The following is a 22,548-nucleotide window of genomic DNA, read 5'->3' on the forward strand; positions in this document are numbered from 1 at the left end:
AAACCAAATCAGCAGTAAATTAAAAATAGAAAATGGGCCATACAGTTTTAAAAAAAGAACATGAGCTAGGTCTTGGCGGGGTACCGATCGGCACGGCTTTCGAAAATATTACCGACGATCAATCACAGAAAATTTTACAGGAGGCTTGGGATCTGGGTATTCGCTATTACGATACTTCTCCCTGGTATGGACTCACAAAAGGTGAAAGAAGATTTGGCGAATTTCTGAAAGACAAAAACCGGGAAGATTTTGTTTTTTCTACCAAAGTCGGTCGTTTATTTACGCCAGTTCCCGAATCAGAAGTACCACCAACGATGTGGAAAAATCCACTGGATTTCGATTTCAAACATATGTACACGGCTGATGCAGTGAAAAAATCCATTGATGACAGTTTAGAACGGACAGGGCTCGATTATATTGACATTGTTTATATTCACGACCTATCTGAAGATCAGGTGGGCGATCGTTATGATTATTACATGAAACAAGCTAAAGAAGGCGCTTTTAAAGTGCTATCTAAACTCCGTGAAGAAGGGGTGATTAAAGCTTGGGGTATGGGCGTGAATAAGATTGAACCAATCTTGGATTGTATAGATGCTGCCGATCCCGACATTTGCCTGTCGGCCACACAATACTCTATATTGGAGCATGAAGATGCGGTGGACCGCATGCTCCCAGCCGTTAAAAAAGCAGACGTAAAATTGGTTTCCGGAGCGGGTTATAATTCTGGATTTATTACCGGGAGAGACCGCTTCAATTACAAGGATGTAATCCCCAAGGGAATGACTGAAAAACGGGATAAGATTGCGGAAATTGCTAAGAAATATGATACCGACTTAATTACCGCAGCCATACATTTTGTACTGGCGTCTGCGGAGTTTGTGTCTATTATTCCCGGTGCGAGTTCAACCGATCAGGTTAAAAGTAATGTAAAATCTTGTAAATCTAAAATACCGGTTGATTTTTGGAAAGAGCTGAAATCAGAAGGGCTTATTTACGAAAAAGCGCAAACTCCAACATAAGGATGGAAAGTGCAGTACAGCTTTTTCTGAAACATTTTTTTCACATAACCGTAATAAGAAATATATATGCGATCTGTCTTGCACCGCTGATATTGATGATCCTAGGCAGCGGCGGTGGTTGGGGGGGGTGCTTTAGGGGGGCTAGTATCCGGCCTTAGCGTACAAACTATGCGATCAAAAAGTACTGCGGGCGTAAAGTATCTTAAAGTAATAAGTATAATTTTGGCTTAAAAACTTCTATTTAACGTTGCGTCGGTTCTTACAGACAACGCTCGTATACAGCTGCGCTTAAGGAAACAGCACAGGATGGCGCATGTTGCCCACTTAAAAATAACAGGGTATTTTTGGGTTTAGTAAACCATCAATAAATCTCGATCATGCATACATTGGCCAAAGCTTTAATTACCCAGGTTTTATTATTGCTTATACTCCAAACCGCTAAAAGCCAAACTGGTGTAACTTCTCCAGGATTCCTGTCCATTACAAACAATGTCTTTTGGGATACCAAAGAGGGGCTTCCTCTCTACAGTCAGGGGGGCGGTATATTTAGGTTTAAAGATCCCGAAAGCGGAATCGAAAAATATTACTGGTATGGCGCACAATACAAAGAATCTGCTCAATATCGAAACGACCCATCTGTTACCCCACCCCGTGATAATTTTGTTTCGGTAACATGCTACACTTCCACGGACTTGGTAAACTGGGAATCAAAAGGAGATGTCCTTATACGTGCGGAAATGGACAAGCATCAACACACCCGGTGGGCCGGACGATTAGGTGTAGCTTACGTCAAAGAGATTGACAAATATGCACTGTTTATACAGCACAATGCCGAGGTATTAGTAACGGTTTCCGACAGCCCCAATGGCCCTTTTAAATGGCATCAACGCATCAACATGGAAGAAACGATCGGGACATCAAATACAGGGGATCAGACGGTGTTTACCGATGAAGATACCGGTATCTCTTATCTTGTTTATTCTTATGGAAAGGGACGCCATAAGCTTTATATATCGGAAATAGGTATGAAAGACGGGAAAGTCGGTTTATTGGACTGTACACAAGTTTATAAAGGTGCTGGTCGCGAAGGGAACTGTATGTTCAAGTATAAGGGTAAATATTATCTGTTTGCGTCCAATCTGTATGGCTGGGATTCCTCGTATGCGTATTACCTCGTGGCGGACGATATTAGAGGACCTTATACGCCAACCAATGAGATGTCGATCTTGCGCGGATCGGAAATGGATTATGCCCACGTGACACAGACTGGATTTTTTGTCAAGGTCAAAGGAAGTAAGCAAGAGACTGTGATTTATTGCGGCGACCGATGGGCTAATTTTGCGGGCAATGGCCTCGGATACAATCAGTGGTGTCCCCTATCGTTCGATGGAGAAACGCCTTATTTCAATTCCCTTAGCGCATGGTGCCTGAATCCGACCACCGGCGAATGGCAGGTAGACACGGGAAATAATTACATAAAAAATGGAAGCTTCGAGGCCGACCGCCGTCGGATTCCGAGCCCTATCAAGCCGGTGCAGGAGCAACTGCTGGGATGGGCGACAACGATCATCGAGGGCACAAAGTTGTCTGTTAGCGACTCTACATCCCCCAGTCTAAATTATTTCAACACACAGCAGGATCGAAAAACTGTGATCGGTGAGAAGAGTCTTCAGATAAGCGATGTCGTCAACTTTAAACGCAAAGTTGTGCAAACTGTCGAATCCAGTCCATACGTCGACTTGGAAGATGGTTATTACAACTTAACTGCAAAAATTAGAAACAGCGACGGATTTCGTAGACTCGAAATGTATGCCGAAAGTAGTGGTAATATCGTGAAGAAGTCCATATCTAAGTCGAACGACGGTTGGACTGCCATTGAAATCGAAAAGATACCTGTTAGAAACGGACATGTTGAAATTGGGTTTGTGGCGGAGGGAAATGCCGGAGCATTTTGCTATGTAGATGATGTCTCGCTGGTGAAAAATTAAGTTCGTGCATCATGTTAAACAGGTAACATGGAAGAAAAAGAGATTGTAATACAACAGATTAAGCGGAAAACAGCATATTTCTATATCCCTTTAAACTCATTCCTTTATGTCTTCTGAAAAATTTATTGATATGACTTTCATCTGCAAATCCAAATTCATCGGCTATTTCATGAACTCTTTTGTCACTGAACCGTAGTCGGTGTTCAATCAGTCGAATCCTATAAGAAGAGATATATTGCTGTATCGATTCTTTGCATTGCCTGCGGAAATAACTACCAAGGTAAGTTGGAGATAATCCGAAATTTTGGGCTATTACAGCAATACGTAAAAATTCGGGCTGGCGTATATGTTCCTGTATATATTCCAATATTTGCAATAGACGAATGTCTGCATGGGGAATAATATTTTTTGGCTTAATTAAGGCTAAATTTCTAGCCGCAATAACAATTATGGCATTCACTAAATGGCGAACGAGGTCTTCCGAATACACCGATTCATGTTCAGTAGCCTGTCGTAAATTCTCCATCAGTGAACCCGCTATATGTCTGTCATCATTGTTTACGAGCACGGAACCCGACAAATGGGAAGCATAATATAACAGACATGCTATATGATCTATACTTTTCCATTGGTATTCCCGTATATATTCTTCTCCGAAACGTATTACCATAAACTCACATATATCCTCCACATCAAATTCATGGCAATCTTTAGGCGTTATAAGGAATAAGTCTCCTGCACAATAAGCGAACTTATTTCCATTGACGGCGTGGTGACCGGTGCCGGAGATTACGTAAACCAATTCAAAAAAATTGAATTGTCTATCACGTAAAGGGCAGTCGTTTACTTTTTCGTAGAACACTTCAAGGGATTGATAGATGTTTTCTCTTGCCATAGGGCAAAGATACCTAAACATGCTTTAAATGTACCTGCTTTTAATCTTGTTTCCGGTCTATTTTTGTGAAATCAAATTGACAACAAAATGAAAGCAGTTGTATTGAAAAATTTCGGAGGTGTCGAAAACCTTCTTTACAAAGAAATTGAAAAGCCTCTAATAAAGACAAATGAGGTACTGGTCAAAGTGAAAGCGATCAGTATTAATCCTGTCGATGTCAAAGTTCGCAATCGACAAGCTCCATTGGCAGAAGATTTGGCGAAATACGATCCGCTAGTCTTGGGATGGGATATTTCCGGCGAAGTGACGGAAATCGGGACTGAAGTTACGCAATTCAACATGGGAGACGAGGTGTTTGGAATGGTCAATTTCGTCGGACATGGCAAAGCCTATGCAGAGTATGTGGCGGCTCCCGCGGAACATCTCGCGCGGAAACCCAACAACATCAATCATGTGGAAGCTGCCGCCAGCACATTAGCTGCATTGACCGCATGGCAAGCATTTAATAGCTACGGTAAATTGAGACCCACAGACAACGTACTTATCCACGCCGCTTCTGGCGGTGTGGGGCATTTCGCTGTTCAGATAGCCAAAGATATGGGGGCATACGTTGTCGCTACCTCCTCCGCTCCTAACAGAGATTTCGTATTGGGATTGGGCGCAGACGACTTCATTGATTACAGAAGGGTGCGTTTTGAGGAAGTAGCACCACCCGCTGATTTTGTACTGGAAGCTATCGGAGGAGCCAATTTTCAGAAATCGGTACAGGTACTGAAACCTTTCGGAACGATTGTCGCATTACCTTCGGGACATACGATGGAAGATGAGTTAAAAGCGCAAGAGAAGCAGCTTCACGCTTGCTATTTCATGTCTGTTTATTCCAGCGGACAGGATATGCAACATATTGCATCTTTATTGGAAAAGGAAGTGTTGAAACCTCATGTATCCGATGTGTTCGGTTTTGACAAAATCGCAGATGCACATCTGCAAATCGAAACCGGCCGTACAGTAGGAAAGATAGTGATCAAATTGTAAGCATCGGAAACCAGGACTGAAAGGTCCAACACCAAGCAGCTTTTATAATCAACAAATGGTGTTATTCAAACAGATTTAAATCAAGAGAAATGAAAAAGATAGTCGTTATCAATGGGCATCCCAATAAAGAAAGCTTTAACAGTGCTATTGCACATTCTTATATCAACTCCGCTTTGGCTGCTGGTTCAGAAGTGCGATATATTGCCATCGGGGAATTAGATTTCAACCCAAATTTACGGTTTGGTTATCGACAACGAATGGAGCTTGAACCAGATCTAGTGAAAGCAATGGAAGATATACAATGGAGCAAGCATCAGGTTTGGGTACATCCACTATGGTGGCTTGGTATGCCCGCCATTATGAAAGGTTTTTTTGACAGGGCTTTTCTTCCAGGAATTACTTTCAAAAATAATAAACAAGGAAGTAGTGAGGGATTATTAAAAGGAAAGACAGGCAGAATAATAACAACGGCGGGAGATTTATGTCTTAAGACATATGAAGAAGCCTATCGGTCAAGCGGACTTGTACAATTACAAAAAGGTATTTTGGAATATTGTGGGGTGTCGTCCATTCAAAGTGATTTTATTGGGCCACTTTATGAGTTGAATGAAAAAGATAGAAAAGAATGGATGCAGCGGATAAAGGACTTAGCTGCACTAGACTCCATTTAGGTGGTGAATTGCTTTTCCCCTGTCCATTTGTTACTTTTATAACACGAACGGGATGTGAATGATGAAAAAGAAATTGTAAAACGACTTTATCGAAGACCTATGGAATTCAGTATTCAACCTACATTAGAAAACGAGAAAATCGTCCTTTATCCTTTAAAGGAAAAAGATTTTGAAGCCTTGTACATCGTTGCTTCCGATCCCAAAATATGGGAACAGCATCCCAATAAAAACCGTTGGAAAAAAGATATATTTAAAACATTTTTTGACGGAGCAATCCAAAGTAAAGGAGCTTTTAAAATTGTAGATAAAGCTACGGGAGACATCATCGGAAGCACACGTTTTTATGATTATGACAAACAGCAGGATAGCCTATTTATTGGTTATACTTTCTATGCCACAAACTATTGGGGCAAAGGCATCAACCAATCGGTAAAAGCCATCATGTTGGATTACATTTTTCAGTTCATTTCAAAAGTAAAGTTCCATATAGGGGCAGAAAATTTCCGTTCACAAATTGCAATTAGCCGCTTAGGTGCTGAGAAAATTGCAGAACAGGAAGTAACTTATTTCGGTGAGGCACCCCGGTTAAATTTTGTGTATCGGATTTATAAAGAAGACTGGGAAAAAGAATACTTAAAAAAATCTGGACAATTTATCGGTAAAAACTGAAATATCGTATCACATCTTTGACGCGAGAGATACACCATTAGCCATATGCAAAATAAATAATACGAAACAAGTAAAAACAGTTATCGAGGCATTTGTAAAAGCCGGTAATATCTATGATGATCTAGCCATATAATTATTCGTTCTTACCATGCAATCTATTTCGATAGAAAACACCCCAATTTGCTATTTCATCTATAATCGGTTCCATCGTTTTTCCATATTCCGTGACTTCGTATTCAACGGTTATTGGTTTTGTATCGACGACCGTCCGTGTTACCAGTTGGTTCATTTCTAAATCTTGCAATTCTTTGGAAAGCATTTTGGCGGCGATACCATCGATCTCTCGTAAAAGATCCATAAATCGCATTTTTCCACCTTGCAACAGCGTTCCGAGAATATGAATTTTCCATTTACCAGACAAGACCTGCATCGTATCCGTTATCGCTGTTATTCTAACCTTACATTCTAAGGACTTCGTTATCGTTTTCCTCTTTATCATGCTAGCGTTTCTATCTTGTTCAAAAATAAACAAACAAAGGTTAGTTACCAATTGGAAACTAGTTTCCAATTGGTAACTAATGCATTTTTTAAATCGACCTTATATTACCTTTGCAGCGCTATTTAGAAATAACAGTTAAATAAAAAATGAAAAAATTATCAGCTTTAACAATTGTTGCCGCGCTAGCATTGGCGGCTTGCGGGGGTAATTCCAACACAGACAAAGTACAGACATCAACAGCTCAAGAGGTTGCGACGGAAAAAGGCACAGTATTTCAGCTTGATCCTGCAAATAGTTCTATAAAATGGAAAGCTTACCATAAAGGTGGTTTTGATCCACGGTTTGGAACATTGGAGAGTGAAGGAAGCTTGACGCTGGAAAATGATGCGATTGCGAGTGGCAAATTCACCATCGACATGAATTCGTTGCGTACGGATGAAGATGCAGTAGATGTAGCCAAAACAGGCGGAAAGACGGCTGCAGATTTAGATGGCCATTTAAAGAATGAAGATTTTTTTGAAGTTGAAAAATATCCGACATCGAAATTGGAAATCACATCTGTAAGATCTTTTGATCCCGCAACAGATAAGAGTGTACTTGCGGATGCGACAAATGTTATTAGTGGTAACCTAACGATCAAGGAAAAAACGGTGAATGTATCTTTTCCCGCTAAAGTATCTATCAGTGAAAATGAAGTGAATGTACAATCGAAATTCCGCATTAATAGACAAGACTGGGGTCTTACTTACGGAACAGATGGCGACCCTAAGGATTGGATGATTTCACAAGAGGTGGATTTGGAGTTTGATATCACCGCTAAAAAATAAATATAATTCTTCACTAAATGGGTTTGAATCAAAAATTCATCGACGTGGAAACGGAGAGGCAGGCATATTTCATATACCTGCCTCTTTATGACTTCTACCCTTTCCTCCTAAACCAATACAAGCGAATCTTCGTTAGATTTTTCAGCATACTTCCAAGCCTTGTAAGCTATCCAAGAAGGTTGAAAAAGCGCGCCTATAATATCCAGTAAAATTTTGATAAAAGAAATATTAATTGGAGATACTTACCGCCTTCTTTAAATAGTCGTCGCGATGTAATTGGCGCAACATAAAGTCTGCGACATCTGCTCGAGATATCTTCAGATTAAGCTTTTTGTATTTTTCGTCAAAACCTATCGCATATCCACGGGTAATTGCTCCATCGGTCAATGCACTTGGTCGTACTATAGTATAATCGAGATCACTATTGCGTATATATTCTTCCTGCAATTTGTGGTCATTAAACGCTTTTTTGAGCAACATACCAAACATGATATGTTTCCAGATAAAATTGAGATTTCCATAACTGTCACCTATACCAAGCGTCGATAAACAAATCAATTTCCTGACCGAAACGCTGTTCATAGCATGGACAATATTTAGTGTTCCTAAAGCCCGTATCTTACCAATTCGACCATCGCCTAATGCACAGAAAACGGCGTCGTGATTTTTTACGGCATTTTTAACTTCTTCGGCGTTGGTTACATCTCCGGTATAAACACGAAGGTTTGGATGATTTAAAGATGTCATTTTTTCGGGATTGCGCAAGAAGGCTGTCACGTCATATCCCTTTTCTAATGCTTGCTTTACAATTTCTGTACCTACAGTGCCTGTTGCACCAAAAACGATTATATTCATTTTTTTTATTTTTATTCTACACAACAAATTTGCGGCATATAACGTCTAGAAAATAGAATAAAAACGACAGCATATGTTTATTTTTTAAATCTTTTGGGTGTCTTGCCTGTGAATGCTTTGAAAACTCGTATGAAGTGGGACTGGTCGGCAAAACCATTTTGATAAACAATGTCTGTTAGCTTGGTGTAATCTTTCAAGGTAAGTTGTTCCATGGATGCCTGAAATTGGATAATTTTGGCGAATTGTTTGGGAGACAGGCCGGTTTCATGGAGGAACCGGCGTTCAAAGGTTCGGATATTCAGGTTAGATTTTTCGGCAATGGCGCGAATGCTTTCCTGTCCGTTTGTGTATATGATACGTAAAACTGCTTCTCTTATCTGATAATCAAAGCCTTTCTTTTTCCTTTCTAAAAAAGAAAGCAATAGGTTTGATATTATCTCAATCTTATCTTCAACGACATCGGAAGTACGTAACTTAGTAACGAGCGATATCATGTCCGCGTTTGCCATCAACTCGTCTAAATAGTAACAGTTATCGTTTATATTTTGCGGAACAAGGTTAAACAAAGCTCTTAAAACAAAAGGATATAATTGAAAAACGATGAGCAGGTATGCTCCAGAAATTTCCAATTCAATAGGTTTAATGGTTTGTCCGTAAAGAAAGATTTCGGGCATTGTTTTATCGTGCGGGCGTACCATCAGCCCGTTGTCCGTCTGCTGGAACATTAGGCCGGGATAGCCATCTGCGAAAAAAGGCAAATTTGTCTTCGAGTTTTTGACCTCGTTTTCAAATACCCAAATGTTCTTCACAAACAATGAAATGGATTTGTTCGGCACTATGCTGCGAAAACTCATTGCTTCATTATTGAGCTTGGTATGTCCTTATATTGCATTTCTCCTATAAAAAGCGTTATATCGCAATATACTATTTAAAACTCGATCATTTCCAAATACATCCTTTTGTTATGCTTGTTTTTCTGGTTAATCTGAATCTTTTATTTTTCTTCCATTTTTTCTGAAACAAATACATGGTCGACAAAGAATGTATAATTGTCAAACGTGCGTACGTCACCAGAGCCGCTTCTGAATAAGATAAATTCCGTGATCTGTGCAAGATTAATATTCGGATCTTTCTGTTTAATATGTGCAACTGGAATCGATACAAGATGCCAATTCCCATCTCGCTTGAATCCATATTCTTCTCCTGAAGCCGTGAATTCAAACACGGCATTCCCTCCTCCAGCGCTTCGTATGCGTATCAACATCGGTGCTAGAGAGCTCGATTTTAGACCTATATGATAATACCCGTTCTCAAAGGATGAAATATCGATATACTGGCCTCGACCATCTTCTAAAGCACCCATAGCCCAGTCCGACTCGCCTGTTGCTCCAAATTTATATGCTTCGACACCTTCAAATGCATCGGATACCCGTATTCCGGGAAAATGGTTCATGTCTACCGATCGGACCAGCGCCAACCGCGAAATAATATCAGGATGTTCTGTATAAATTCCGTAGGTTACGCCGTAATCGTAATCTGGAATTTGATTATTGGGGTCTGGCTCAACTTCAATGTCGAACGCATGCTGTCCGCGTTGATTATCGATAAAGACAACATTGAGAATCGCTTTAAAAGAGCCCCCTAGGGGATAATAAACAGTTACAACCGAATCCGTCGATGTACCGGGCGTTCCGCCTGGAAACGCCCAATTGCGACTTTGTACTTTAGTGGATCGGTCGGTATATATAATGTATTCGCCAAATTTTATATCGACACCACTGGCGTCAGCTGCTATTTTGCCGGGCTCGAACAACGTAATGGGGAAAGTTTCTTCTTCTCCACATGCGGCAAAAAACATCATCATCACACAACTGATGATATATCTTATTTTCAATCGAATAAGTTGCATATTTTTAGTTTTTTTGGCGTGCGCACACGCATTATTGTTCATATTTCTATTTTAATCCAGACAAAAATCCTTTGTATGCTTCTTTCGACCGATAACTTTGATCAAAAAGAAGAGGGTATTCTTTTGGATGCCATGAGCCGGTAAGCCAAGTGTGCTTATCTGTTACACCCCATAAGGAAATAGCAAATTTTTGCTGCGCGGGTAAAGCAGAATAGCTCTCTGCGATATGTTTGTACATCTCGGATTGCTTTTCGGCCTCAGCTTCTGTGTAGACATAGTTGTCGGATTTGTTGACATTCATAACGATATCAAGTTCTGAAATATGAACTAACAGCCCGGTACTCGCCATATCGTTCAACCCGTTACGTAAGGTGGTTTTATCGTTATTAATGCGATAATGAAACTGGTCGCCGATTCCATGGATGGGAATGCCTTCACTTTGGAAGCGTTGTACCATATTTTTAATGGCATTCCGTTTTCCCGGTGCGATCACGACACTGTAATCATTATAAAACAACTTAGCATTTGGATCTGCTTCGTGGGCGTAGCGGAAACACCGACCATAAAACGCTATTGGATCTTTAAATGTGGCATATACTGGGCAGTCTGTCATTCTGAGTGAACCGTTATCATTGAAAATCTCGTTAGCCACGTCCCAGCTGTTTACCTTTCCTTTATATCGGTCTACAACGGTTTTAATATAGGTCTTCACGTGATTTTCGAAAGCGGTGGAATCATAGCTTGTGTTTTTAAACCAACTGGGAAAAGATTTATACCATACGAGCGTATGACCATGCACATCTAAATCATTCTTGGTTGCAAAATCGACCAATTTATCCGCTCCTGTCCATTGGTAATTGCTTGACGAAGTCCAGATGGCATCCATCTTCATTTCCCACTCTGCCGTAATTTGGCTGAAATGCGTGGTCACAGTTTGTGTATAGCCATTTTCGTTCATCAACGACGTCTTTATAGCTGCACCAATATTAAAGGATGCTTTTTCTTTTAGCACTTTGGTTTCGGGTTCAGGTTGTTCGACTGGTTCCTCGCGATCAGGAGTTAGCTCTTGCTTGTTACCGCAGGAAATATTGCTCGCTCCAACTAGGAGCAACAACATGAAATATAAGTAGTGTTTTTTTATAAGTACCATCTTAAATCTTCTTTTGTTTTTAATTATTAATAACCGTCGTTTTGTGGAAATGTACCCATCAAGTCAATTTGTGACTGGGGAATCGGTAGCCTCACCATATGTGATGCCATGGGATAGATTGCTTTGTTCCCTGCATTTGACCCCATTTCATAGTATTGGTTAACGCGTTCCACCAAAACACCAATCCGTTTTAGTAAGAACCATCTTTCGTTCTCGAAGGCTAATTCCCGGGCGGATTCCTCCAAGTAGCTCTCTAGGTCAAAAGTAGCGAAGTTAGTGAGTCCAGCCCGGTTCCTAACCTGATTTATATACCCTAGCGCTTTACTTGGATTGTCCATTCGCCACGCCGCTTCAGCACCTAATAGCAAGGTCTCCGCATATCGATAAAAGATATGATCTTTATAGCTGTTGAGTGTCCCTATGCGCTTCTCGTCGTCATGGTACTTTTTTAAACTCCAATGGTATCGCCTATAATCATCATCGTAACGATCTGGCGCCAAGGGTAGTCCGAAGTTTGGTGACTCGGGATTATTTACAATGAGCTGCAAGGGATAATAATAGGTACGAAATCGTAAATCGTTTTCCGCATCGTAGAGCGATCGGAGATAATCGTTTGGAAAAGACCAACCTAACGATTCACCGCCATATTCGATCGATCGGATCATTTCTCCTCCCGACAGTTCGTAAACGCGCGAATTAAACACACTGCTAATCCACGTCGGTCCGCCGCCTGCTAAATTATCATTTCCACCGGTGATCTCGTCCCGAACGTATACCAACAAGGCTTCCTTGTGGTTCAAATTCTGTCCAAATACTTGCGCAATCTGTTCCCGAGGCAATAGGTCGTGGGTCGGATCTAGGATTACAGCATCAAAATGTGTGGACGCTTCCGTCCATTTTTTTTGCCATAATGCACTTTTTCCACGGATATGATGGGCTACACCTTTGCCATATCTTCCGTAATCTACATTCCAGGCTAAATGCTGTATGGCAAAATCGAGGTCCGCATCGATAAGTTTAAAAACCTCGATGGGATCTGCGGGCAGGTATTCTTTCGGATCAAATGCGTTTTCCGGTGTTGTGGCTACGGTGTCCAAGAGAATATTGTCGTACATTCGAATTAGATCCAAGTATAGTTCACCGCGTACCATTCTTGCTTGTGCAATAATCTGATTGCGTCTTGTTTCGAGCATATCTACCTTGGGGGCATTCGTGATAATGGCATTAGCCCGGTCAATGATCTGATATCCTCTTGTCCATTTGCGAGCAGGAAAAGCCACGGGTGTATGATTGGGTCCATAAGGTGTGTGCCATGTGCGGTTGAGTCCTAAATCGGTTCCTACCAAAAAGAAGAGACTGGAGCGTAAAGCATCGCCCTCTCCTTCCGGAATGTTATAGTTCCGCATGAGGTTGTATAATGCATTTACGCCGCTTTCTAACCCTTCCGGAGTGGTATATATAAAATCAATGGAGACTTCGGTGACGGGCTCCTCTGCCAAAAATTTTTCGCATGACAAGAATGATAACAACGTTACGCCAAATAGTAACTGCAGAAATATCCGTTTCATATGTATATAATTATTCATCGTTATTTTTAGTCTATAATTTCATCCACCGATTTTTAGAAACCTACTTGAATCCCGCCAACAATCGAAATTGCTTCCGGGTATTCATTAGGGTTCTTTTCAGGGCTGTACGATTTGTATTTTGTCCAGGTGGCTAGATTATGTGCAGTCGAATAGATTCTGAGGCTGCCGACTTTAAGTCTGTTAGCAAACTGAGAAGATAATGTATATCCGAGTGTCAATGTGTGTAGACGTACATAAGAAGCATCCTGTAGTCCGAGTGTCCATATATAGGGGCGATCGTTGGATTCTAACGGTCTCGGCCAATTACCTTCTGGATTCTCAGGAGTCCAGTAATCTACTTTCACTCCGTTAAAAACGCCTCGTAACGACCCTCCGGAGGCATAGTCGTATAAAAATGCATTATTTCGCACCACTCCCTGTACCGTCAGAAAATCGGCGGCGAGATCCACGCCCTTGTAATTAACCGCTAGATTAAAAGATCCAAACCATTTCGGATCGCGTGGTACAATGACGCGATCGGCGTCGGTGAGTTTGCCATCACCATTCGAATCCAGTAATTTGATATCACCAGGTTGTGCAGTTGGCATATGGCTATTGGCAATATCTTCCCCTTGTTGCCATATACCTGCTGGACGGTATTGATAGTAAACATTTTTCGAATGACCAATGAACCACTGATTAGCGATATCGTCAACCTCGTTTCCATGTTCATCTAGATCGCCATACAGGCTGATGATTTTATTCCGGTTTCTGGATATTGAAAAACCTAGATTTACCTGCCAATCGTTTTTGTCTAAGATCAAACCGTTCATATTTAGTTCGAATCCTTGATTTTCAACTTCGCCAATATTTCGTAGCATTCGAGCGTATCCGATATCGGCCTGTAACGACAATTCGGCTAAAAGATCTGTTGTCCGAGTGTTGTAGAATTCAAATGTACCGGTCAAACGGTTATTCCAAAACCCGAAATCAAGCGCGGTATTTAGCGTGGTAGAAGTCTCCCATCTCAAATTAGGATTAGGCAGAAAGTCTCCCGGAACATAACCTATCCGTTTGACATTGTTAAAAAGATAGTCCCGCTGCACGGCCGTACTGAGACTACGGTATGGATTGATCGCCTCGTTTCCTACGCTACCATAGCTTGCTCGTAGTTTAAGATTGTTTACAAAGGATTCATCCATAAATGCTTCTCGGTGTATATTCCACCCTAAAGCAACGGCCGGAAAATAGGCCCATTTATTATTAGCACCAAATACGGTCGAACCATCTGCCCGTGCCGATGCAGTTAAATAGTACTTCCCGTCATAGTCATACTGAATACGCCCCACAAATGAAACCAATCCCCTTTTATTGGCGCCGACTGTGGGAATATTGCTCTCCGCGCTCGGTAACCCCCAAATTCCCAACAAGTCATTTGGAATATTGCTGGCGTTGTTCCGGAAGTTATTATAACGTCGTTGGCTTATGCTCTGTACCACGGTACTCGCAAGATTATGTTTATTAAAGCTTGTGTTATAGTTCAAAATATTTTCTAATTGCCATTCTTCTTCGTCTTCAAACTGCATTGCTCCATTACCTAATCCGCCTCTACGAAATCCTTGTAAAGATTCGGAGGTGGCGTAATGTGTGGTCTTGCGGTTCCAAGAGCGTCTACTTGCATTCACACGGTAACGGAAACCCTGGAATGGTGTGAAATCGGCAAAAATATTCATGATATCGTTGCGATCATTTCGCGTATTCGAGACTTCGGCTAGATCCAATAATGGATTGACGCTCTCCTGCACACCGGTAGGATAAATCCGATAGGTTCCATCATCGTTATAAATTTTACCTAAAGGTGAAGTGGTTACGGTACGTAACAAGGTTTCACCTGTACCTGGATTATTATTTTTAGAAAGTTGCCACGAGGTATTAGCTCCCACTTTTAACCAGTCGGTGATCGTTTGGTCAACGTTGATACGGATTGTTCCACGTTGGAAATCTGTTCCTGGAATCACGCCCTGTCTCTTTGAGTAATTAAAACCCGAATAGATACGTGTTTTGGCCGTTCCGGTTGAAACGCTCAGGTTATGATTTTGTGTGCTTGCAATGCGCAGCAATTCTTTTTCCCAATCGATAAAGTCTCCTGTGGCAAGTACTTCACGCTCTATATCGGTAAAAATAGCCTCATCAGGAAGGTACTGATTGTTATTGTCTGCGCGGTAAGCCTCCCGTTTTAGCTGTGCAAATTCTTTCGCGCTGTATACGTCGAAATTACGTTTCACCGTCTGCCCGCCATAAAAGGTATTGAAATCGACAATCGTTCGGTCTTCTTTAGCGCGCTTGGTTGTAATAAGTATGACGCCATTTGATGCTCTAGCGCCGTAAATAGCCTGTGCAGCAGCATCCTTTAGAATCTCGATGGACGCAATATCATTGGGGTTGACGTCGTTGATTCCTCCTACTGGTACTCCGTCAGCAATAACAATCGGCGCATTTCCGGCGGTCAACGAACGGCTTCCGCGAATGAGGATATTAGATGAGCTTCCGGGTGCGGCATCGTTTACCGTGACGTATACACCGGCGGCTTTACCTCGCAACATCTCCCCTAGATCATTGGACGGTACACGATTGACATCTTCTGTATTTACTGACACAACGGAGCTGATTACATCACTTTTCTTTTGAGTGCCATATCCTACCACGACAACTTCATCTAGGTCGTCTATATACGCGGTCAGCATGACATCCACTATTGTTTTCTCACCTATAGGCTGCTCACTTGACACATAGCCTACTATAGAAAAGACGACAACGGACTGCCCCTCCGGTGTCGCAATTCGATATTTGCCTCTGGCATCTGTATGCGTTCGAAGCGACGTTCCCTTGATCGATACGGTTACTCCCGCCAGTGGTACTCCCAGTGAATCACGAACGGTTCCATTGATCGTCTGCTGTACGGCCTCTACATTCAGCGTATGGATGGTCTGTCTTCTCACGTCTCGGGATTTCGTTGGCACGAACTTCTCCTTTTGGTTTAAAACGACTACTTGGTCCTGTATGTCGTAGCCATAGGGCAAATTCTTAAAAAGTAGCGCTAACACCCGGTTTAACGGTTCTTCTTGTAAAATAATAGTAACGGGATCCTCCTGAACATCCCGTTTATTATAAAAGAAAGTGACGCCCGATTGTTTCTCTATCTTTTTCAGCACTTCCCATAAAGAGGCATCTCGTTCATTCAGTGAAATCTTTTGGCCAAATACATTAGCCGAAAGCTGAATGCAAAAGACGGTCACTAGAATGATGGTTAACTTCACACGCATAATGATTTTTTTGGTATACGCCGGTAAAGGACACATTAATCGTTTTAATTGCATACTTTTGTATGATTTGGGTTTTTAATACAGTGTTAATTTCAGATTACGTGGTATTCATTGACTCAATAAATAGCCGGGAATGCTCGCTACATTTCCGGTTTTTTATTCGAAGTCTACTTACGACAGCGGTTATGGAACCCCTGAATTTGCCAATCTACTTCTCATCAGATTCTTTATTTTTTATGGTTAATTGTCGTCCATTATTTAATTCAAAGTGTACGCCAGCAGTTTTTAGAATATATAGGGCCTTGTCCAGTGTCACATTCTTTGGGAGTTTACCATAAAACAGGTCATCTGAACGTACTATTTCATAATTCACGTCAATATCGTACCATCGTTCGAAGGCTTGGAGTACCGTGTAAATATTTGCATCATTAAAATAAAAGTATCCTTCTTTCCAAGCTAAAAACGGTTCTGGATCCACCTGGTATTTTGTAACTCCTTTTTCATTAACAATGGTCTGCATACCTACGGCGAGAACCATGCGTGCGTATCTGTAAGATTTATTATTTGACTTGACGGACACAGATCCTTCTGCAACGGTAGTGACGATTCCTAGCTTTTTATCATAAGCGTTAATATTGAATTGTGTACCTAATACTTCCACAAGTTGTTCATCATTTTTAACAAAAAAGGACACTTTCTTTCCATCCTGCGAATATGCCGCCACGTCGAAAAATGCTTCTCCTGCTAATAGCTCTACTTCTCTTTTATTTTTGTTAAACTTCCTAGGAAAACGAATAGATGACGCAGCGTTTAGCCAGACACGTGTACCATCGGAGAGCTCTAGTTGGTATTCTCCGCCTCTTGGGGTTGACAGCGTCACAAAGCTGCTTTCGCTATCCACGTTGTTGAATAATTCTGATTCAAGTATAGTGCCGTCCGTATAATGCAGCTCCTCGCCTATAACAAGGCCTTGTCCGCCTTCCTGTAGATCAATCACGGGACCATCATTTAGAGATAGAAAGGCTTTGTTCTTTCCGGGATTCACATCCTCTAGACTTGTATGCACTTCCGCTGTTTTTTGAATGGCTAGATAATAGGATCCAGCTCCGAGAACAGCTAGTGTAATGATAGCCGCTGCCGCGCGTAGTTTTTTCTTTAACGCACGTATCTTCCCGGTTTTTCCGTTATATGGTGATTGCATAGATGCTTGCACATTAGACAATATCCGTTGCTTTAACGCCCGCTCGTCTTTTGCAAAAGACGGCGGTATGTTTATTTGCTCGTCTACGTGTGCTTTATACCAAGTAAGGAACTCTTCTTTCTCTACTTCGGTTATACTTCCATTTAGCCATTTCGACGCCAACTCGCGGTATCTATTTATATCATTCATAACAGGAGCTTTAATATATGTCCTCGTTCGAGCGCAAATCCCTTACACCGTTTTTAATTTTTTTCTTGACGCATAAAATATTTATATTTGACCCATTGCGGCAAGACCAACCAAAATAAATCGGTAGTTAGTTATGATTATTTATAGGGATTTATCGGATAATGAATTGTATTTACATCTTCATAAAGGTGATGAAAATGCATTTACAGAAATTTATAACCGCTTCTGGAAAAAATTGTTTACGGTAGCGGCTAACCGCGTAGGGTCTTTAGAAGAAGCAGAGGAAATTGTCCAAGACTTATTTACGTCGTTATGGAACAAACGTTTTGATATGGTGCTTCGATCGGATTTGGCCAGCTATCTCGCTGTATCCGTAAAATATCGAGTGATCAAATCAATGGATAGAAAGTATAATGAAAAGCGTTATTTAGATAGTGTATTAGCTAACCGATTGATTGATGACTCTACACAGCAGAAATTAGCGTTTGAAGAGCTGCAAGAGGAATTGGAGAAACATGTTCAAAAGCTACCCGAAAAATGCCAGTTGGTTTTTCGACTAAGTCGTCAGGATGGTTATTCCCAACAGAAGATAGCAACAGAATTGGGTATTTCGGAAAAGACGGTGGAAGCGCATTTAGGAAAAGCTTTTAAAAAACTAAGAGCGCGGTTAGCGGGTTTCTTAACAACGCTACTTTAATAACATCGCAAGCTGTTTCCCCTTCCTACCAAAATGGTGGCTACACCTTTATGATGGCATAGCCTTTTGTTTCACCATTTCCTCAGGCTCGATCAGCCACGGGCTCGCTCTTCTTATTGGATTTCATGAGTGGTTGAAATATCTGCTTTAGATGCGAAATGTAATTCTTATGATATTCGCTAAAACGTTGTGGAGTGAGTCCTTTAACGATATCGTAAAAATGGAAACCGTCTAATTTTGACAAGCCAACAAATTTCATGGCAATGTGGACCCCGAACAAGACGCCGTCGTCTACGGTGGTTTGATCCATCAATTCGTTTTCGATTGTGAACGCACCTTCAGGTGCGTTCCAACTCGATGTAATCATATACTTTTTTCCTGTTAGCAACCCGCCTGTTCCGTAGTCGATTTCAGGATTTGTGCGCGTGCGTCCGTCGCTTTTGTAAATCTTTCCACGCCCGTGCTGGAACACCACGTCAATATATTCTTTCAGTTTGTACGGAAGCTGAAACCACCAAATGGGTGTGTGCACAATAATCGCATCGGCCCACACAAAATTTTCAATTTCCCTTTCTATTTCATATCCTTCTTCCACGTGGGTGGTACGTATTTCAAAACCAAGTTCGGTCAGGGAATGTCCTGACCATTCGGTCAGCAGTTTGTTGAATAATCCTTTAGATTCATTGAATGCTTGACCTCCATTAATGATAAATATTTTTGCCATTATTTTAGAAATTTATAGATGAGCAACAAAATTATTGAGTTATGTTATATAATAAAAATAATGTAAATTTGACCAAACTATAATATTTATTATATGCAGGCAAATCTTGAATGGTTTCGAACATTTAGGGCCATATATGAAACGGGTACAATGAGTGGCGCGGCGAAACAGCTATTTGTTTCGCAGCCGGGGGTAGGTTTGCATCTAAACGCGCTGGAAACCTATACCGGTTTCCCTTTGTTCGAACGCACGTCTCGGCGTATGATTCCTACCGAGAAAGGAAAGTTGCTTTACCAGCAAATGTTAAAGTCTTTGCTTATTATGGAAGATATTGAGATGCGTTTTCGACGGAAATCGGGTCGTGAGAGGTCTACCGTTAGTGTGGGTATGTGCGTGGAAACTTTCCAACAGGCCCTAGAGAAATATATTCCGGATCTAAATTTTAATCTGATCATGAGGTTTGGCAGTAACGAGGAGCTGATGCAATCGTTAGAAAGCGGATCCGTGGATTTAATATTAACTTCTTCTGTTTCTAGCCGAAGTAATTTGATCTATACTCCTTTTACTACGGAGAGGTTTACGCTGGTTGCAGGTCGACATACGGATATTTCGTCCTTTCGAATTCAAGATGGCAAAGAGGCCCTCAAAGGATGGATGAAATCCCAACTTTGGTATAGCACTGCGGCAAATATGAGTTTCCTGAACGAGTTCTGGGAATGTAACTTCGGTGAACGTCCTGATTTTGTTCCTAATTATATCGTGCCCAATAAGTTCTCTATCATCCGATGTCTGTCAACGGGAAGTGGCCTAGCTATTTTGCCTGATTTTTTATGTAAAGATGCAATGGATAATCAAAAAATCTATAAAATCTGGGATGGTGACAAACCTATTGAGAATACTTTATATTTTGGAAAAAGAAAACAGTCTCTTTTTATGGATGAGATAGAATGTATAGAAAAAATTTTGGTGGATGAGTTTCATATCCCGCCCATATGAAACCTCATTGCTTTTGGCACTCCATTTTCCATCAAAAGACAGCCGTAGCCGACCCAATATACCGCTATATTTTCTTCAACAACGGCATACCAAAACCCGGTGCCGATGGAGGGATTAATTTACCGTCTTTAATGATGTAACCAGAAAGATCCACCTCATCCGAAGAGCTGGTGACACCTTCGATGGTCACGGTATTACCTAATCCGCCCGTTAAATGCGCCGTATAATTGGTCTTTAGAAGTGAACCCCAGGCATGTGGTGACGCTTGCGCGCCCAATTTTTTGAGTTCAGGCATCAATCTTCGCCAATTGGTAAACCCTAACCCTTCGATATCGGTTAAGTGCACATCCAATAGGTCCTTCTGAATTAGTTCTTTTAAAAATTGTTGATCAGGATCTGCCTCGCCGTCTGCCAATAATGTTTTGATGTCTTCGCTTTTTATAAAATTACGTAACTTCTGATAGTCGGCAATGGTTTCATGAAAAGGTTCTTCTATCCAAAACAGTTTAATACCCGCAATACCTTTCAAATAATCAATAAATTGGTCAGAAGTAAATCCGTTGTTGCCATCGACGAGAATGTCACAATCAGGAAAAGCTTGTGCCACGGCCTGGGTGACGTCAATGTCACGCTGTAATCCCTCTTTATACGGCATCCACTTATGCCCACGGCCTATTTTCAGCTTGAACTGTCTGTATCCGACATTATAGTCATAACGGCATTCTTCCAATATACGGTCGATGCCTGCAGGTTTCTCGGCCGGTTCCAAATCATCAAAATAGATCATACCGCTATAATAGTTTGTGATAAATGGTTTATCTTTCCCTAATAAAGCATATACCGGCTTTTGTAAAATTACACCTGCAAGATCGTGAAGCGCCATATCGAACGGAATATGTCGATCCTGCAACGTACCCATCTTAACTGAAAACAGCTCTGATACGTTTTTACCGACAAGTTCACCCATAATCTTTTCAGCATCATGCTTTCCCCCTCGTAAAGAAGCCCAGCCGACGGCTCCTTTGTCTGTGATCAAGCAGACTATTTCTACATTTGGTCCGTAACCATGCAGATCGAGGCGAGCATTTTTACCAACCAGACGCGGATAGTTCAGCTTTACGGTTGAAAATTTGATTTCCTGTATCCGATGGTAAGCCAACTCCTTGTCATCGACTGTTCTATCGGCGAGTGATGTTAGGTACATAGCGTGACTTTTGCCACTAAAAAGAGTGGCTGAAGCGATACCTACGTTGAGCGTCTGTAAAAATGTTCTTCTTTTCATATGGTATTTATTTTGTTTATAACTGTATAACAATCTGAATAGAAATAGAGTAGCTCCTCAGAGGCTTTTTGTATTAACTAAGATTCCCTATCTGTTCGGATTGCTAAAAATACAATAAAATCGAACACTTCTTATAACAATACTGTCTCAATATATTTACATTGTGTATCAATTCTTCGGAAACTAGGTATGGATATCGTGATTTTTCACTTCTTCGACGTTAGATACATCGTCGGTACACAAAGCTTGGGATGCGATAAATATTATAGACAGTTTTTCGTTTTCTCTACGACAAACTGTTGTCTCTCTAAAACGGAAGTTTTAGGTACTTCAATTACATTGTAACCGTATGATAGATAGGTTTCTTTCATCTTATCAAAGGTGAATAAAGCCTCTTTCCAGGACTGCTTCCGTTCGCTATCCGTTTGGTAGATCTCTCTCCATGGCGGAAGAATAAAGACATTGCTGTTATATACGCTTTTATGGATGACTTCCCGGGTCTCCTCGGATACCGGTATATTCTCCATATTCATATAACAAATGGTATCTAAAATACCACGGTCAAAATATACGGGGTCAGTGAATTTTTTATTTTTTATTTTCTCAAACGTTCTTACCGAAGCGTCAAACATCAATTGAGCATATAAGGCTTTGTTTCTCCATGGTATACCGTCACCACCTATCGTTAACTGATCTTTAATAACTCTTCTTGCTTCTTCTTCAACGGTTATACAACCTATTCTTCTAAGCTCATTTATCAGTGTTGTTTTTCCAACTCCGGGACCACCGGTAATTATATAAAAATTGTTTGTTCCCATTTTCTGTTCTATTGTTTATTAAAAATTGAGAAAAAGTTCAACCAAGCCATCATGTTAAATTAACAGGTTGTATTTTTTGAAATATGGTCATGATAAGTTGTTCAAATCGTCGTCGTTTGGCGGAAATGCACTCCGTTTTAATACGCGTTTTTATCGTAGAAATATCCAACAGAATTTCTTCGAAAACAAACGACTTGGTAACCGATATGCTGAAAGCGTGATAATAATAA

General features: G+C 41.0%; 20 protein-coding genes. 8 read left to right on the forward strand and 12 right to left on the reverse strand.

Features of this window, described 5'->3' with window-relative positions:
• Window positions 1-32: 32 nt before the first annotated feature.
• Together H8B17_RS11400 and H8B17_RS11405 are read left to right on the forward strand one after the other, a co-directional pair.
• Window positions 33-1,022 (forward strand): aldo/keto reductase, encoded by a 990-nt coding sequence (locus H8B17_RS11400; RefSeq protein WP_190309278.1) that lies wholly within the window; start codon window positions 33-35, stop codon window positions 1,020-1,022.
• 377 nt (window positions 1,023-1,399) lie between these two features.
• Entirely contained in the window at window positions 1,400-3,010 is a 1,611-nt protein-coding gene (locus H8B17_RS11405) for a family 43 glycosylhydrolase (protein WP_190309279.1), read from the forward strand.
• Between the two features lie 58 nt (window positions 3,011-3,068).
• Here the strand turns inward: H8B17_RS11405 and H8B17_RS11410 are convergent, their stop codons facing one another.
• Window positions 3,069-3,905, reverse strand: coding sequence for an AraC family transcriptional regulator (locus H8B17_RS11410; protein WP_190309280.1), 837 nt, complete (start codon window positions 3,903-3,905; stop codon window positions 3,069-3,071).
• 87 nt (window positions 3,906-3,992) lie between these two features.
• Between H8B17_RS11410 and H8B17_RS11415 the strand changes: the two genes are divergently transcribed.
• The 3 genes from H8B17_RS11415 (at window position 3,993) to H8B17_RS11425 (ending at window position 6,280) form a co-directional block, all read left to right on the forward strand.
• Window positions 3,993-4,940 (forward strand): NADP-dependent oxidoreductase, encoded by a 948-nt coding sequence (locus H8B17_RS11415; RefSeq protein WP_190309281.1) that lies wholly within the window; start codon window positions 3,993-3,995, stop codon window positions 4,938-4,940.
• An 89-nt stretch (window positions 4,941-5,029) separates the two neighbouring features.
• Window positions 5,030-5,611 (forward strand): NAD(P)H-dependent oxidoreductase, encoded by a 582-nt coding sequence (locus H8B17_RS11420; RefSeq protein WP_190309282.1) that lies wholly within the window; start codon window positions 5,030-5,032, stop codon window positions 5,609-5,611.
• A gap of 99 nt (window positions 5,612-5,710) precedes the next feature.
• Entirely contained in the window at window positions 5,711-6,280 is a 570-nt protein-coding gene (locus H8B17_RS11425) for a GNAT family N-acetyltransferase (RefSeq protein WP_190309283.1), read from the forward strand.
• Window positions 6,281-6,413: 133 nt separating this feature from the next.
• On the opposite strand, the gene H8B17_RS11430 is transcribed toward H8B17_RS11425, so the two are convergent.
• The gene (locus H8B17_RS11430; protein WP_190309284.1) at window positions 6,414-6,779 is read right to left on the reverse strand and encodes a winged helix-turn-helix transcriptional regulator; all 366 of its coding nucleotides are present in this window, start codon (window positions 6,777-6,779) and stop codon (window positions 6,414-6,416) included.
• A 146-nt stretch (window positions 6,780-6,925) separates the two neighbouring features.
• Between H8B17_RS11430 and H8B17_RS11435 the strand changes: the two genes are divergently transcribed.
• Window positions 6,926-7,606, forward strand: coding sequence for a YceI family protein (locus H8B17_RS11435; protein WP_190309285.1), 681 nt, complete (start codon window positions 6,926-6,928; stop codon window positions 7,604-7,606).
• A 228-nt stretch (window positions 7,607-7,834) separates the two neighbouring features.
• Here the strand turns inward: H8B17_RS11435 and H8B17_RS11440 are convergent, their stop codons facing one another.
• From H8B17_RS11440 to H8B17_RS11470, 7 genes are all read right to left on the reverse strand, one after another.
• The gene (locus H8B17_RS11440; protein ID WP_317171012.1) at window positions 7,835-8,488 is read right to left on the reverse strand and encodes an NAD(P)-dependent oxidoreductase; all 654 of its coding nucleotides are present in this window, start codon (window positions 8,486-8,488) and stop codon (window positions 7,835-7,837) included.
• Window positions 8,489-8,538: 50 nt separating this feature from the next.
• Entirely contained in the window at window positions 8,539-9,315 is a 777-nt protein-coding gene (locus H8B17_RS11445; protein ID WP_190309286.1) for a helix-turn-helix domain-containing protein, read from the reverse strand.
• 140 nt (window positions 9,316-9,455) lie between these two features.
• Window positions 9,456-10,370 (reverse strand): hypothetical protein, encoded by a 915-nt coding sequence (locus H8B17_RS11450; RefSeq protein ID WP_190309287.1) that lies wholly within the window; start codon window positions 10,368-10,370, stop codon window positions 9,456-9,458.
• Window positions 10,371-10,416: 46 nt separating this feature from the next.
• Window positions 10,417-11,520, reverse strand: coding sequence for an endo-1,4-beta-xylanase (locus H8B17_RS11455; protein ID WP_190309288.1), 1,104 nt, complete (start codon window positions 11,518-11,520; stop codon window positions 10,417-10,419).
• A gap of 26 nt (window positions 11,521-11,546) precedes the next feature.
• The gene (locus H8B17_RS11460; RefSeq protein WP_190309289.1) at window positions 11,547-13,088 is read right to left on the reverse strand and encodes a RagB/SusD family nutrient uptake outer membrane protein; all 1,542 of its coding nucleotides are present in this window, start codon (window positions 13,086-13,088) and stop codon (window positions 11,547-11,549) included.
• Between the two features lie 53 nt (window positions 13,089-13,141).
• Window positions 13,142-16,411, reverse strand: coding sequence for a SusC/RagA family TonB-linked outer membrane protein (locus H8B17_RS11465; RefSeq protein ID WP_190309513.1), 3,270 nt, complete (start codon window positions 16,409-16,411; stop codon window positions 13,142-13,144).
• Between the two features lie 208 nt (window positions 16,412-16,619).
• A complete protein-coding gene (locus tag H8B17_RS11470) occupies window positions 16,620-17,801 on the reverse strand; it encodes a FecR family protein (protein ID WP_190309290.1) in 1,182 nt (393 codons plus the stop codon).
• A 133-nt stretch (window positions 17,802-17,934) separates the two neighbouring features.
• On the opposite strand from H8B17_RS11470, the gene H8B17_RS11475 reads away from it, so the two are divergent.
• Entirely contained in the window at window positions 17,935-18,498 is a 564-nt protein-coding gene (locus H8B17_RS11475; protein WP_190309291.1) for an RNA polymerase sigma-70 factor, read from the forward strand.
• A gap of 82 nt (window positions 18,499-18,580) precedes the next feature.
• Here H8B17_RS11475 and H8B17_RS11480 read toward each other — a convergent pair whose 3' ends face one another.
• The gene (locus H8B17_RS11480; RefSeq protein ID WP_190309292.1) at window positions 18,581-19,222 is read right to left on the reverse strand and encodes an NAD(P)H-dependent oxidoreductase; all 642 of its coding nucleotides are present in this window, start codon (window positions 19,220-19,222) and stop codon (window positions 18,581-18,583) included.
• A 93-nt stretch (window positions 19,223-19,315) separates the two neighbouring features.
• Between H8B17_RS11480 and H8B17_RS11485 the strand changes: the two genes are divergently transcribed.
• Entirely contained in the window at window positions 19,316-20,218 is a 903-nt protein-coding gene (locus H8B17_RS11485) for a LysR family transcriptional regulator (protein ID WP_190309293.1), read from the forward strand.
• Window positions 20,219-20,282: 64 nt separating this feature from the next.
• On the opposite strand, the gene H8B17_RS11490 is transcribed toward H8B17_RS11485, so the two are convergent.
• Window positions 20,283-21,500, reverse strand: a complete 1,218-nt coding sequence (locus tag H8B17_RS11490) for an enolase C-terminal domain-like protein (protein WP_190309294.1) — start codon at window positions 21,498-21,500, stop codon at window positions 20,283-20,285.
• 263 nt (window positions 21,501-21,763) lie between these two features.
• The gene (locus H8B17_RS11495) at window positions 21,764-22,318 is read right to left on the reverse strand and encodes an AAA family ATPase (protein WP_190309295.1); all 555 of its coding nucleotides are present in this window, start codon (window positions 22,316-22,318) and stop codon (window positions 21,764-21,766) included.
• Between the last annotated feature and the right edge of the window lie 230 nt (window positions 22,319-22,548).

This window comes from Sphingobacterium arenae (assembly GCF_014692505.1).
GTDB lineage: Bacteria > Bacteroidota > Bacteroidia > Sphingobacteriales > Sphingobacteriaceae > Sphingobacterium > Sphingobacterium arenae.